Annotated in this window: 10 protein-coding genes; 2 read left to right on the top strand and 8 right to left on the bottom strand. The window is 57.6% G+C overall.

What is annotated here, in order from left to right; genetic code table 11:
• Nucleotides 1-49 precede the first annotated feature (49 nt).
• The 7 genes from LB577_RS15270 to LB577_RS15240 all read right to left on the bottom strand — a co-directional run bounded on the left by LB577_RS15270 (nucleotide 50) and on the right by LB577_RS15240 (nucleotide 8749).
• Nucleotides 50-1153 carry an amidohydrolase family protein gene (locus LB577_RS15270; protein WP_224687321.1) on the bottom strand — a complete coding sequence of 368 codons (1104 nt, stop codon included), beginning with the start codon at nucleotides 1151-1153 and terminating at the stop codon, nucleotides 50-52.
• On the bottom strand, nucleotides 1153-2256 hold the full coding sequence (locus LB577_RS15265) for an amidohydrolase family protein (protein WP_224687320.1): 1104 nt from the start codon (nucleotides 2254-2256) through the stop codon (nucleotides 1153-1155). Before LB577_RS15265 ends, LB577_RS15270 begins: the two co-directional genes overlap by 1 nt.
• A gap of 24 nt (nucleotides 2257-2280) precedes the next feature.
• Nucleotides 2281-2694, bottom strand: a complete 414-nt coding sequence (locus LB577_RS15260; protein WP_224687319.1) for a Rieske (2Fe-2S) protein — start codon at nucleotides 2692-2694, stop codon at nucleotides 2281-2283.
• A gap of 442 nt (nucleotides 2695-3136) precedes the next feature.
• A complete protein-coding gene (locus LB577_RS15255; protein WP_224687318.1) occupies nucleotides 3137-5164 on the bottom strand; it encodes a CocE/NonD family hydrolase in 2028 nt (675 codons plus the stop codon).
• A 247-nt stretch (nucleotides 5165-5411) separates the two neighbouring features.
• Nucleotides 5412-6857, bottom strand: coding sequence for an aldehyde dehydrogenase family protein (locus LB577_RS15250; protein WP_224687317.1), 1446 nt, complete (start codon nucleotides 6855-6857; stop codon nucleotides 5412-5414).
• Nucleotides 6858-7153: 296 nt separating this feature from the next.
• The gene (locus LB577_RS15245) at nucleotides 7154-7510 is read right to left on the bottom strand and encodes a non-heme iron oxygenase ferredoxin subunit (protein WP_224687316.1); all 357 of its coding nucleotides are present in this window, start codon (nucleotides 7508-7510) and stop codon (nucleotides 7154-7156) included.
• A gap of 21 nt (nucleotides 7511-7531) precedes the next feature.
• On the bottom strand, nucleotides 7532-8749 hold the full coding sequence (locus LB577_RS15240) for an NAD(P)/FAD-dependent oxidoreductase (protein WP_224687315.1): 1218 nt from the start codon (nucleotides 8747-8749) through the stop codon (nucleotides 7532-7534).
• Nucleotides 8750-9094: 345 nt separating this feature from the next.
• On the opposite strand from LB577_RS15240, the gene LB577_RS15235 reads away from it, so the two are divergent.
• Entirely contained in the window at nucleotides 9095-10528 is a 1434-nt protein-coding gene (locus LB577_RS15235; protein ID WP_224687314.1) for a PLP-dependent aminotransferase family protein, read from the top strand.
• A gap of 602 nt (nucleotides 10529-11130) precedes the next feature.
• Here the strand turns inward: LB577_RS15235 and LB577_RS15230 are convergent.
• Nucleotides 11131-12132: a 4-hydroxyproline epimerase gene (locus LB577_RS15230; RefSeq protein WP_224687313.1), complete on the bottom strand. Its 1002-nt coding sequence runs from the start codon at nucleotides 12130-12132 to the stop codon at nucleotides 11131-11133.
• A gap of 719 nt (nucleotides 12133-12851) precedes the next feature.
• Between LB577_RS15230 and LB577_RS15225 the strand changes: the two genes are divergently transcribed.
• Nucleotides 12852-14129, top strand: a complete 1278-nt coding sequence (locus LB577_RS15225; protein WP_224687312.1) for an acetyl-CoA carboxylase biotin carboxylase subunit family protein — start codon at nucleotides 12852-12854, stop codon at nucleotides 14127-14129.
• Nucleotides 14130-14131 lie beyond the last annotated feature (2 nt).

Here is a 14131-nt window from a genome sequence, read left to right as displayed (position 1 = left end):
TGCGCAATACCTGGAGCGTTATTCGCATGCTGACTTTCGGCTGTTCGCGTTACAGGATCCGGTAAACGTTTATTGCGTTTTCCCGAAACAGCATCGCCTTGTACTCCTCGGATATTCGAGCCTTGAAGGCATAGCGTGGATCGTCGAAGTCCCAGTGAGGATAGTCGCTTGCATACATCAGCCTGTCCCAGCCGATTTGATCAAACAGATAGTTGAGATCCTCGGGGTTGTCCGGTTCTTCCATCGGTTGTGTTGAGAAGTAGAAATGCTTGCGAAGATAGTGGGAAGGCGGGTGTTTCAGGGTCGGCACCTCGGATCCCATCCGCCGCCACAACATGTCCAGCCGGTGTCCAAGTCCGATCGACCAGGTACAGCCGCACTCGACGACGACCGCCTTGAGAGATGGCAACTGATCGAAGACGCCATCAAGAATGAGACTCATGATCTGCGACTGCGCAGCGAAGGTGAGGTCCAAATGGTCCTCACAGTAGTAGGACGGCCAGCCGCTGGCAGTCCGTGCGCCGGCTCGGCCTCCGATGTGCATGCCGATAGGAAAGCCATAATGAGCCGCGGCTTCCAGGATGGGCCTGTAGCGCCGGTGCCCCAGTGGCTCGGTTGTCCCTGCGAATATCTCCACCTGGACAAATCGCGCGTCCAGAGCCCGCTTTTCGATTTCTGCGACCGCGGCAACGGCATCGTCCGGAACGACCACAACCGAGGCCCTCAGCCGGTCCTCCGGCTCGACGAACTCGGCGATCTGCCAATCGTTGATCGCCGTGGACAACGCGTTGCTGAGATCGAGATTGCGCCCGCCATTGGGCAGCCCTACCATGGGTTGGAGCACACCGAAGACAACGTTGTTGGGGTCGAGGTGCTGCTTCCTCATCAATGCCAGGTCCGAACCGGGCAGCCCGCCATCCGGCCAGGCGTCACGACGGCACGACATTGGATTGGATCCGTCATAGTTGTAGCCGCTGGTAAACGCCTCGAATCCCAACTCACCATACTGATCGAGATGATCGCGCCACCGCTTCGACATGTACGGATACAGGCCATTCCGGTCTTTGAGCGCCGGATGGATATCGCAATCCGCAATACCTGCCGAAGATGCGGAGCGCGCCGACTGCTTCGGGATCGTGATCGTATCGGTCATTACACCGTCTCCTTCAGCCGTGGGTAGGTCCGCAGAGGGTTCTCGCGCGCGATCTTCTGGCGAAGCCGCGCTGGAAAACCGGGTGGCATCGGATCATCTCCATCGAACTGCCAGTGTGGGTAGTCGGATGAGAAGAGCAGCATGTCTTCGCTGCCGAGATGCTCAATCAGCTTCTCGACGTGCACCGGGTCCGTCGACGTATCGAATGGCTGGATCGTAAACCGGACACGATCCCGGATTTCCAACGCAGGAGAGCGCTTCACCCATGGGACCTCGCCGCGGGTGCCATGCCAGTCCTTCTTGCTCTTCCAGATAAAACTGGGCACCCAACTGATGCCCGCCTCGATCATCACGAAGGTGAGATCCGGAAACTTGGCAAATACACCCTCCATGATCAGGCTCTGGAGCTGTGCCGCGAAAATGTGAGTTCCGCTGGCATAGTCCTGCAGGTAGGTCGACGGCCATCCCATACCGCCGCTCGCCGTAGGATAGCGATACATTGTCCCGGCATGGATGCCGACAGGCAGCCCATGCTTTTGGGCCGCTTCATAGATCGGCCAATAATGGCTGCGGCCAAGAAGCATCTCGTTGCCGGCCAGCAGCAGGACCTGAACGAACCTTTTGTCGGAAGCGCATCTGTGGATTTCCTCTGCAGCCCGATCGGGAAGCTGCGAGCCCACGACGATCGAACCGCGCAAACGAGGCTCAGCATCCAGCCACTCCCGAGCCAACCATTTGTTGGTCGCGGCGCAGACCTCTGCTCCCATCAAACCGCTTGCCGCGACTTGACCGCCATAGAGCGGATTACAGATTGCGATCTCGCAGCTGAATTTATCGAGCGCCTGTTCCCGGCAGCGATCCAGGCTGGCGCCCGGCTTTTCACCAGCTTGCCGCCAGTCCGGGCGGCATGACAGCGGTACGCTCGGCGGATAGCTCGCCAGATCCATCTCGCCGATCGCGCGGCTGATGAATTGCTCCTGCCAATACTCGTCCATATAGGGGATCAGGGCATCGTTTCCCGGTACCGCGGGATGAATGTCGCAATCGATTACCGATGTCGGCTTGTGCAGCATAAATGCCTCGCTTCCAAGAAACTCTGCCATCTCACGATGGATCGGGGCGATCGTTCACAGATCGACGACCAGATAGGAGTCTTCGATACTCACAGGGAAGGTTTCCGCTTTATACGGACCCTCGACCAATTCGGCTCCCGCAGCTATCAATACCGGGTATTGCTTGACGGATATTCGCCCCGGATCACACCACGACTGGCCGGTGCGAATATCAAATTCCCAGCCGTGCCAAGGGCAGCGGATGAACTCCCCGCGACGCGAACACTGGACATGACCGGGCTCATCTGCCGTTGCAATGCCTGAGATCAAGCCCATCGACAGTTCAGCGCTCTGGTGAGGGCAACGATTGAGGAGGGCGAAGTAGTCGCCATTGACATTGAAGATGACGATCGGACGGCCACGCACCTCAAAGACCTTGCGCATGCCCGGACCGACATCCTCTGCCTTGCCCACCACATGCTTAGCCATTTTTCCTCCCTGGCAAAAGCGAGACGGAACTGGTCCGAGAAGCCATGTTAAACCTAATAACCTCGCCCCATCTGCGGAATAGACAGATTGGATCAAATTGCACCACCACAGGCGTGCGAAAGCAGAGCCGAACCTGAAGACCAGGGCAGCCATGACATGACTGCGTCAAAAGTCCGACTACGACGACCGCTGAATGTCATCGGGGGCGGATGCCGCTGAAGAAGGGTGGCGGCGAGGTCGGGCGTCTGAGTTTAGACCAGTAGAGGCGTCGCCATCAGAATCAGTTTTGCTGACTTGGGGAGGTTCTGCCCGGTCACGCCGATGGCCGAAAAGATACGGATCTGACGTCGCAGTTGAGTAAGGCGCGGCCGAAACTCTCGCCGCTGACGGTAGCTCGCTCGCACAGAGACGATCTGCGGCCAGCGCCGCCGGCGTCATCTTCTCAGTTCAGATCGCGTGGAAACTCCTTGACCTCTTCGCGATCAACGATCACCTCGTCGCCCGAACGGGCGAGGAGGTGAGTCTCCATGCGCCAGACGTCACGTAGCGCGCGCACTGTCGCCGAAACCATAACTCTGGCGTCCCAGTCACCTCGGGCGTAGGACTTCTCCCAAGTCACGGTTCCGCGTGCCGAAATCGGATCGTCCGGATGGACGACGAAGACAGCTGTCTGCCTGGCCGACAGAGTGATGCCAGTATGTAGGTGACGCACGGTCCCGCCATCGCTGACCACGGTGTAAGTGGTTTCCCCGGTGATCTGGTTGGTCGTCACCTCGCGCCGGAAAGGCTCGTGCGCCTTAATCACGTCCTGCACCATCGGCGCTGCGCTCTCCGGTCCTTCAAACGCCGCAAGCGTTGCATCCAGTGGCTGCGGCTTGCGCACAGGCAGGATCAGCCTGCTGCCCGCGCAATGAATCGAGAGCGTCGCTTTCTCCGGCCCGGGGAACACGATGGGCCAATGCCCCGTTGCGACGGCAAGGCGGATGCGCTGACCCCTCTCGAAGCGCTGGCCACAGGAACGCAACTTGAAGCGCACCGTCTCGGCTTTGCCTGGCTGCATCGGCTGCAGTTCAAGGTCGTCATGCCGATGCGTGAGGTTGAGAATGCCGTAGCTGACGCGGGATGCCGCGCCGTCTTGCAGCACCAACGACAGCGTCGCCGAGATCAGCGCAACCTGCTTATCCGAGGAGAGCTTCACCTCGAATTCAGGAAAGCCGAGAATCTCTACGGCGTCGTCCAAAGGCTGCGTTTCGAAGACGAGCGCGTTACCGGCTTCCACGCGTTGATCTACCGGCAAGGTCGGATCCACGCCGTAGCCGCACCAAGCCCCGGACGAGAGGCCCGCCGTCGACGGTGAGTAAATCGTCAGCACGTCGTTGCCGCCGGCGCCCTCAGCAAGGCGGCCCGGCGAAAGGGTCAACGAGCGTTCACCGACGCCGGGTCCCGGCCATGATGGCTCGGCAACCCAGCGGCCCGGCCGCTCGTCATAGATGGCGGCCGGAGGACACGGGTCTTGCACCCAGGCCCGCAGCATCGGTTCGTCGGCAATCCCGGTATCGACGCCCTTTAGATGTTGGTCCCACCAGCGCAGGCATTCCTTGAGAAAACCGATGCGCGGTCCGGGCATGGCGAAATGCGGATATTTGTGACCCCACGGACCAATCAGGCCCTTACGGACGCCGGGCAGGTTTTCGAGCATGCGGAAGATCGGGTTCGGATAGCTGTCGGCCCAGCCGCCGACGAGGTAAACAGGGATCTCGACATCAGAGTAACCCTCGCAGATTGAGCCGTGCTTGTAAAACTCGTCACGGCGCTGATGCTCGAACCAGTCCTGCATCCAGATGCCGTTGCCGTTGAGGCGGCCTTCCCAAAGCTCGCGCCAGCGGTCACCGACAATCAAGGGGTCGGGCGGCGTCATGCCGATCGCCCAGGCGGTGGTGCCCCAGTCCAGATTGTCGCACATCTGCGCGCCGCCGAGATAGTGGATGTCGTCCTCATAGCGATCGTCGGTAGAGCAGAGTGAGATCACGGTTTTGAGCGCGGGCGGGCGCCGGGCGGCGACCTGAAGCCCGTTGAAGCCGCCCCAGCTAATGCCGATCATGCCGACCGCGCCGGAGCACCAGGCCTGCTTCGCCAGCCATTCTATCACCGCAACGCAGTCGTCCTGTTCCTGCTTCAAATATTCGCCCTTACAAAGACCTTCGCTGTCACCGGTGCCGCGCATATCCACCCGTACGCCAGCATAGCCGTGCCCGGCGAAGTAGGGATGGGTGAGCGCGTCCCGTTCCGCGGTTCCATCGCGTTTGCGGTAAGGCAGATATTCGAGGACGGCAGGGACCGGATCGGCCTCCGCGTCATCAGGGAGCCAGATGCGGGCAGCGAGCTTCACGCCATCTGGCATAGGTATCCACAGATTCTCGATCTCACAGACCTTCCGCGGGAAATCGGAGACCACACGAATGTCTTTCATAGGATGGTCCTCATCTTAATGTCTCGGGTTGATCGATCCAAGGAACGGAGGTGCAGACGCCCGCGTGGCAGATCTGTTGCAAACGTGCAGTGGCCGCGGAAGTCTCCTCCCGGGGACAAGGCAAGACCATCCCGATACATATAAGCAGCACCCGTTCTGGCTTTGGCGTCACTGATTGATAAGGTGCGCCGCTTTGGACCGGAACCAACGTCGTCCGGCCGGCGACCCACAACGTGGTCCCAATATGTCAGCTCAGCAGGCGGGCCTGAGCATATTCCTTCAATCCCTCGATACCCCCTTCGGTGCCAAAGCCGGATTCCTTACAAGGACTGAATGGATAATCTAAATTGAACTCCAGGTGCTTGTTCACCCATACTGTTCCGAAGTCTAACCGGCGAGCGATCCGCGCCGCTCGATTTCTGTCGGCCGACCATACGGAAGCAGTAAGACCATAAGGCGTGCCGTTGGCCCGGCGCACAACGTCATCGACATCCGTAAATGTCAGAACCGGGAGAATCGGGCCGAACTGCTCATCTTTAACGAGAGAGGCTTCATCGGAGATATCCGCCACGATGGTAGGGTTAATGAAATAGCCGGCAAGAGCTGGCGCTCTACCCCCTACCAGAATGCGACCGACTCTCTCCGCTTCGTCCAAGTATTGAAGAACTTTATCGAACTGGGCCCTATTCTGCAGAGGACCTACGGTGACATTGTCTTCCAAACCATCGCCTACAACTGCACTTCGTGCCAGGGCGGCAAGGGATTCGCAGAAACGATCAGCAATGGTCGCATGAACGTAAACCCGCTTGATTGCAGTACAGACCTGTCCGCTATTGAGAAATGCCGCGTTGAAAACGGCTTGCGCCACACGATTCACGTCGACGTCGTCAAACACGATTGCCGGGTCATTGCCACCCAATTCCAAAGAGAGACGCTTTAAACCTTGAGCGGCAGACATCATGACTGCTTTGCCGGAAGCGGTGGATCCCGTGAAAGAAATTTTCGCAACACTGGGGTGGCTGACGAGCTCTGGACCAAGTGATCCATCGTCCGCGATGATCTGAATAAGCCCTGGCGGAACTACATCCTTTATGAGCTCTCCAAAGCGCAGGGTAGCCAGCGGAGTGGTCGGTGCCGGCTTAATGATTATGGAATTCCCTGCCATAATTGCGGGACCGATCTTGGATATTGCAGCTTCGAGTGGGAAATTCCATGGCACTATTCCTGCGACTACACCGTACGGGACAAAGAATTGCTCCGCGTATGCCTCCGGCTTGTTATTCAGCACGATAGAACGCAACTCCAGGCCTGAACAGTGCTCAAGAAATTCGGCGCAAGAGTTGGTTTCGTTTCGAGCTTGCTGAAGCGGTTTTCCCTGCTCTAAGGTCAGAAGGCGTGCCAGTTCCTCAACGTTCTTGCGCAGCACGTCAGCCAGAGCAAGGAGGAGAGTGCTGCGCACCGTCCACTGTTCAGCCCGCCAAGTCATAAAAGCCCCGTCAGCAGCCTCGATCGCCTGCTGCAGAACTTTCGCTCCGGGTACGATCGCGGCTCCGACAGGGCTCTGCGTGGCAGGGTTTATGACCTTGAATTTCGAGCCGTCACGGACAAGAGAACCGTCGACCAGCGAGTAGAAATTTCTTGAGTCCGTCATATGGCTATCGCCTCGTTGCCACCAATGTGCTGCTTGTCTCATCGACTTTCCCTACTCAACCTGCTGTTTCATTGTTGAGTGTAGTACTCATGATCTTCACGGGGCATGATTTGTAGCCTTGCTGCAGTGAAATTGGACATAGGAGCCTGAGCGCACGCGGCCTAATCTCTGAGACGGCAGCGTGAACCCACGCACCGGGTTCTCTGGATCCCGTTTCCCCTCGATGACACGCTCTGCCAAGGAAAGTAACCACCAAGCTGCGCATTGCTAGATGCAGATAACGGCAAATTGCATCAGCACAACGCCACCATCAGGTGCATGCTTAGAGCTTCAACTGTTCACGACACGGGGAGACGCACCAGGACCTGGCCGTTTTCCACCTTCGTCTTGAACACGGTGATTGGGCAGTCAGCCGGGCCTTGAACCACTTCCCCGGAGGTAATTTCAAATTGGGCTCCATGCAGAGGGCATTCGATAAGAGTCCCCTCGAGCCAGCCGTCGGAAAGGAGAGCGAACGCGTGCGAACACACATTGTCGGTCGCATACACTTTGCTGTCGATCAGGTAGATGGCAATCCGATTATCGTCGATTTCGACCGGTGTTACCCTATCCTCTTGAAGGTCGGAAAGTGCACAAACAATTAGCCATTCAGAAGTCTGAGGCATTGTATCCATGATCTTTTCGGCTGTTGTCACAGTTCACTCCGATTGCCGCAATTATCCGGTTGCCAGGTATATCTCGGACGGGTCAATTTCCTCGGCTCGGCTCATAAGATCCGGCGATATCGGCTTGCCAGCCTTGGCGTCTCGCCGAAGCTGCGTCATGTCACGGCCGGGGTTGACGCCCACGGCACTGACAAAACGTCCATGGTCATCAGTGCCAATCTCCAGCCACCGTTCGCTGGCGACCTCTCCAATGCGATACAAGCGCGTGGCGAGGGCTGGCAGCCCGAATGACTGGAGGGTTACGCCGCACTGATCGGACCAGAACCAAGGCAGGTCCTGATATTGTGCATCCAAACCGCACATGACTTGTGCGGCCACTACGGCTTGATCGCCGGCCACAGTCCAGCTCTCACTGCGTAGCCGCCGGCCAAGCGCGGGCACAGGATAGTTCGTCACTTCTCCCGCGGCATATATTCCCGGAACGGACGTTTCGCAGCGTGCATTCACGACGATCCCGTCCGCGGTGTCGATGCCTGCGTCGGCGGCGATTTCCGCATTTGGCCCAATTCCGATGGCAATAAGGAGCATGTCAGCAACGGCGGCCCCTCCATCCCAAGTCAGAGCGACCTCGCCCTTTGAGTTATTCGACATGCGCAGATCTGCACAGTTCAAACGGAGCTCACCACCTTCGCTCGCGTGACGCGTCGCGACCCATTCTGACAAAGAGAGCGAGGCGCTGCGCGGCAGCAGTCGCGGCGCTAGCTCAACTACCGTTGTTTGACAGCCCAAGCGGCGAGCGACCGATGATACCTCCAGCCCTATAAAACCGCCGCCTACAACTGCCAGCCGCCGGCCAGGCGCAAGAGCCGCGCGTAATCGCAAAGCGTCGGATTCAGTGCGCAAACAATGAATTTGTGCCGGGTCCACATTGAGGTTCTCGAACTGCCGGGCTCGAGATCCCGTCGCGATCAACAGCTTGTCGTAGTGTTCCGGTTCACCAATATCAGTATGGACGATGCGTCGAAGAGGGTCGATGAGAGTGGCCTTCGTTCCATCCCTCAAAACAATGCGGTCTCCATACAGTTCAGACCCTTTCAGGGTCGGCCTCTTGGCCCCCAAGAGAAAGTCCTTTGACAGCGGCGGCCTGTCATAGGGTTTCCCACTTTCGCTGTGAATCAGGACGGTGCGCTGCTCAGGACACAGCTCGGCGAGCGTAGTGGCAGCACGATGTCCTGCTAGTCCTCCTCCGATGATAACGACCGTTTCCATAAACCTTCCTCAGCGCCCAGCGACTTTGAACGTTACCAACGTGACAAAAAGAAACAAAAATATGCCGACGCGCTAGTGTCAAATTCCTACGAATTCGTTCAGCACAGACGGCCCAGTTCCAAACCTCGAACCGTCTGCTCGCCAGAAACTGTGCTCCGCGGAATTCGTGGCTTTTGTGCATTTCAACGGTCAGAGGGGATCAATATTGTTCGACTGCCGACTACGCGATGCAGAAGGCTCAAGCACCGCAACGGATCTGACTGCGACCCATTGTTCGTTTAAAGGTGGAGCGGCTTTCTTGTGACAGACACAGCAGGTGCCAGTTACGATCGGAACTCCAATCCTATGAGCCATGCGCCCAACACATCCGCTATGCGCCGCTACGAATTTGTCGTTGACCTCATTAAGCGCCGCATTCGCACAGGGACACTGAGGGTCGGTGATCGCCTGCCGTCTGTTCGACAGTTAAGCGAAGATACCGGTTACAGCCCAATGACAGTGCATCATGCATACGAGCTCCTGGAGGCTGAAGGTGTTTGCGAGGCCCGGCCCCGGTCGGGCTTCTATGTCGTGGGCTTGCCGGGGCCAGCGACCGGCTCAGGAGGCCACCATGGCGAGGGAGAGATTGTTAAAAATCTGCCTGAGGCGTTGCTTCATATTTGTTATTCAAATGAGCTTAACGCGTTCGGCAGCTTCTACCCAAGTCCAGACCTATTCGACCGCAGCGACATAGACCGGCTGTTGCGCCAACTCTTGCGCCAAGGGGAAACCCGGCTTGTTGGATGCGATTCACCCCAAGGCGACATGCAGCTGCGACATGAAATTTCGCGCCGCGTATCAAAGCGAGGATGCGTTATTTCAGAGGGGGAAGTGATTGTCGGCAACACCGGCATGTCGTGCTTCGACATGTGCCTCAATGCATTCACCAAGCCAGGAGACACCGTTCTTGTCGAAAGTCCGTCCTATTTTCCAATGCTGGCCGGATTGAACCGCAAGAGCCTCTCCGTAGTGGAAATATATTCCCACCCGCGCTCCGGTATCAATCCGGAGCAGTTCCTGCATCTTGTCCGCTCGAATTCCGTTCGCGTGGCCTTACTTATGGGCTCTCATCACTATCCCACAGGCGTGACCTATTCCGAGCAAACCATGCGCCGTGTTGTCGAAATTGCTCGGCAACACCAAGTTCTTATCCTCGAAAATGATATGTTCAGCGAGCTGAACTACCGTGGCAGCAGACAGCCCTCGTTCAAACAACACGATCCGTCCGATATCGTGGTGCAATTCGGCAGTTTTATGGCCTCGCTCCCGCCAGCATATGGATTGGGTTGGATCATTGCCGGCACCCACACACGGCGTTTGATGACGCACCAATATACACACGGACTGAACAGCGGTGACGGTATTGTCCAGCGCGCAATCGCCACGTTTCTGGCAATCCGTAGTCAGGACCGACATTTGAGACGATTGCGCGGCACCCTTGCTGCGAGGATGCAAAGGGGCCTCGAGCTAGTCGCAGAACATTTCCCGAGTGAGTGTGTCGTATCGCCTCCCGCCGGCGGGTTTATGTGCTGGATACGAGGGCCGCTTAGCTTCGACGCTACCGGCGCTTTGCTTCTGGCGATAGAATCTGACTTCAGTTTTCTTCCAGGTCCTATTTTCTCGATCGAGGCCTCCTTCCGAAACTTCGTTGCGCTTAACTTCTCGTTCCCATGGACAGCTCAAAACGAAACTTATCTGGCGAAATTGGGTGAGATGATGCACAGGTCGGTCGGGCGGTGAGGGCCGCCAGGTTGGAAGGTTCGAGGCTGCGTAGCGTCGTGCATTCTCCGGTTGTTTCAGGGCTATAACTAGCCGGCGGCGGGCTGGCGTCGAAGAAGCGCCGCAGGGCCGAGCAATCGGCTTCCCCCAGAGGCAACAGCTCGTATCGCCCGAGCCAGCAGCACGCGCGCGCAAGAACAGTGCCAACAAGAAGCTGGCAACCAAGCAAGGGCAAGCGGGCTCGACGCCCATCATAAGCAGCACCTAGGACCGCGTGTGGTAGACCGTTCGTTCGCTACGCCGGCAGCCATGCGGCTGCGTCGGCAGGCGGCCAGGTCAGGTGCTTCCAGCTGCCGTCCGCCCGTCTAGGGCCGGCCACGCAGTCTTGCCGATGAGTCCACGCGAGCGTGAAGCAGACAACCGGTTTCTGGGCCGGACCAATTTTTCGGCCGGCGCGTAGAAAGGCTTTCCATAGTCGCGCCGCGGACGACCTCGTAAGGCACCGCGGAAACCAAAATGTCCTCGGACTTCGAGAATCTCTTTATTGCTGACCAGGCGGATTTTGTGTTTCGCGATGAACTCGGCAGTGAGATCTGGGCGGATAAGTAACATTCTTGGCTTGCTTACTTTACCTGAAACCCGAAGGCGAGTGGGTCCCGCTCATCGACGAGAATGGTATTATAACCGGTGACACGCGCCCATCCGCCGATGCTCGGAAGAATGGCAGGACGTCCTGCAATCTCCGACACATTCTCCACACGACCATGGAACAGGGTCCCGATGATGGACTCGTGAACAAATGTTTCGCCGACGTTCAGCAACCCTTTTGCCACGAGCTGTGCCATGCGGGAGGAGGTGCCCGTGCCACATGGCGAGCGGTCGATCCCGCGTTCACCGAAAAATACCGCGTTGCGTGCATTTGCTTCCGGGTGCTTGGCCTTGTCAGCCCACATTACATGGCTGACCCCAGAAATCCGAACGTCCTCTGGATGCACTGGCCCCACGGCATTCTGTACCAATTCGCGGACAACCGGACTGATCTTAAGGATATCGTCGGCAGTCATGCTGTCGAGGCCGGACCAGTTCTTCTGAGGTTCCAAAATGGCATAGAAGTTGCCACCGTAGGAGACGTCCACAATAAGTTCTCCAAGGCCTGGAACGTCGATTTTTGCGTCACTTACATGAAGATAGGCCGGCACATTGTAGATGCGGACCTCATCAATGAAACGACCGTTTCGTGTGTACTCCACCTCCACCCGACCGGCGGGCACCTCAAGCGCCAGCCGCCCCTCGGTCTTTGGTACCACGAAACCCTGTTCCAGTGCGGCGGTTACCGTGCCGATGGTGCCGTGGCCGCACATGGGAAGACAGCCGGAAACTTCGATGAACAGCACACCGATATCGCAATCCTCACGTGACGGAGGATAGAGAATGGAGCCCGACATAACATCATGGCCGCGAGGCTCGAACATCAAGGCCTGGCGCACCCAGTCATACTCGCGCAGGAATATCTGACGCTTTTCGGCCATGCCGACGTTGGGCAGTATAGGAGCTCCCCCCACGACAACGCGAACGGGACTGCCACAAGTATGAGCATCGATGCATATGAAAGTATGGGGGTTCATGATTTCATCCAGATCAGCAAAAACCGAAAAAGGCTGTAAATTGGTCGCTGGTGCTCTTTCGGCAATCACGTCCGCGAGGAGCCGCCGGGTCGTGGGCCCAAGCATTGCAACGCGGTGAGAAACCGGTCACCGGGAGTGTCTCGGGAGTCTTGAACGATTCCCCCATTCATCGTGTCCGATCTGTCCATATAGGATCCGGGAGGTAAGCTTTGCGAGTTTTGCCAACCCAGTAGGGGGCGCTCCAGCCCGCGAATTCGGAGGCGCCGCGATTCGCAATCCGATGTCCGAGTCTAGCAACGAACTTGCGCTCTGCAAAATTGGTCTCCCGAGAAAGCGTCACTCCAGAATTTGGTATCGTGATGTTGTAGCCGCGTTCGCTTTCAAGCAACACACGGTCGCCGATGGCCTTAGGAAGGCGCGCCGACCCATACACCAGGCGCGGATCACCAACTTATCACTAGCCACCCTCCGCGTCGGTAGAAAAACCGCACCGGCGCGGCCGAAGCATGCCCTGTCCGACTTTGCAAAGACGCAACAAGTTTGAACGGCAGCCGCTGCAACAAACCTGCAACAAAACTCGAAATAGATTCGCAGAGTCTTAACGCCGCAAACTCGTTGACGATGATAGCCTCGGGGCAAGGTCTGAGGTCAAGCGCGACTACAAAGATGCCGGCAATCTTCAGATCGCCGCACACACGCACAGAAGGAGTCCCCCGCCAATGGCAAGAGCGCTGATCCTGATTGGAGGCACGATAATGGGCTCGGGTCTGCTATACCTCCAGACTGCTCAGCATCTTGGCCTTCAGCCAATTGCCCTTTCCGACGATCCAACCCGGTATGACCACTTCGCGGCGAAAGGGGTCGAATCAATCCGTGTTGATACAGACGATCTGGACGCGCTGATCCGCGAATGTTCCCGGCTGCGAGCGACTTATGAGATCGCTGGCATAACGGGCGCTGCCGATTCGTTTTATGCGACTGCAAGCAAGCTCTGTCGGCACTTCGATCTGCCTGGACCGAACCCGGAAGCCATCGAACAATGCCTCGATAAGTACACTCAACGTCAACTTCTGGCGGCCTCAGGCGTTCCGATGCCTGCTTACCGCTTGGCGGCCAATGCAGCGGAGATAAAGGATTCTGCCGCGGAGCTTGGGCTGCCGGTGATAGTTAAGCCTGCGGTGGGCCACAGCAGCGTCGGTGTCCGATTGTGCCGCACTCCCGATGAGATAGCCGAACATACGACCCATCTGTTGGGCGGGGAGCACATATGGCGGTCTTCACCGAGGATATTGGTCGAAGAGTTCGCGCAAGGCCCCTATTATTCCGCTGAGATAATGGGGGAAGAGGTCGTTGCAATTGGCACCGGCGACTTCGGCTGCCCGCCTCATTTCGTTTGTCGTGAGTTCACCTTTCCAGCCCTGCTGAGCGATGACGAGCATGAGCATATCGCCAATGTCTCGCTGAGCTGTTTGCGAGCTCTCGGCCTTGGCTGGGGGCCAACGAACATAGAATTCCGGTGGACGAAGCGTGGTCCGGTCGTCATTGAAGTCAATCCGCGTCTTGCTGGCACGCCTTTTCCACAACTAGTTCATCTGGCTTATGGTGTCGATCTGATCACCGAGCACATCAAGGCTGCCATTGGTGAGGAATGGGATTTGCGGAGAAGGCACTCGCAAACAGCGGCCGCGCGGCACCTGATTGCTGATCGCGATGGCACCCTTGATTGGATCAATGGAGACAGCCAAGCGGCCGCAGTGTCCGGTGTTGCCGACGTCAAGTTCTATGTTGAACCCAAGACGCTAATCGAGAGAAAAGGTGACTACCGAGACTGTATCGGACATATCATCGCCGCTTCATCCAGTCTTCCTCACACCGAGGCGATACTTCAGCGTGCGGTAGACTTGATCGGCTGGTCTATCACGCCATTTCCGGTCATTGACAAACAAAGCCAAACGTGCGGCACCTCACCTCCCGGTCTCGTGAAAGAAAACGGTTAAGG

The sequence above is a fragment of the Mesorhizobium sp. B283B1A genome (genome assembly GCF_020165735.1).
In the GTDB taxonomy this organism is placed as follows: Bacteria; Pseudomonadota; Alphaproteobacteria; order Rhizobiales; family Rhizobiaceae; genus Mesorhizobium; species Mesorhizobium opportunistum.
This window is presented reverse-complemented; position numbering and strand designations above follow the sequence as displayed.

Excerpts from the sequence above, each read along its gene's own strand:
- LB577_RS15270 (WP_224687321.1), bottom strand. The coding sequence starts at position 1,153 with ATGACCGATACGATCACGATCCCGAAGCAGTCGGCGCGCTCCGCATCT.
- LB577_RS15260 (WP_224687319.1), bottom strand. The coding sequence starts at position 2,694 with ATGGCTAAGCATGTGGTGGGCAAGGCAGAGGATGTCGGTCCGGGCATG.
- LB577_RS15240 (WP_224687315.1), bottom strand. The coding sequence starts at position 8,749 with ATGGAAACGGTCGTTATCATCGGAGGAGGACTAGCAGGACATCGTGCT.
- LB577_RS15225 (WP_224687312.1), top strand. The coding sequence starts at position 12,852 with ATGGCAAGAGCGCTGATCCTGATTGGAGGCACGATAATGGGCTCGGGT.
- LB577_RS15265 (WP_224687320.1), bottom strand. The coding sequence starts at position 2,256 with ATGGCAGAGTTTCTTGGAAGCGAGGCATTTATGCTGCACAAGCCGACA.
- LB577_RS15255 (WP_224687318.1), bottom strand. The coding sequence starts at position 5,164 with ATGAAAGACATTCGTGTGGTCTCCGATTTCCCGCGGAAGGTCTGTGAG.
- LB577_RS15235 (WP_224687314.1), top strand. The coding sequence starts at position 9,095 with ATGAGCCATGCGCCCAACACATCCGCTATGCGCCGCTACGAATTTGTC.
- LB577_RS15230 (WP_224687313.1), bottom strand. The coding sequence starts at position 12,132 with ATGAACCCCCATACTTTCATATGCATCGATGCTCATACTTGTGGCAGT.
- LB577_RS15250 (WP_224687317.1), bottom strand. The coding sequence starts at position 6,857 with ATGAGACAAGCAGCACATTGGTGGCAACGAGGCGATAGCCATATGACG.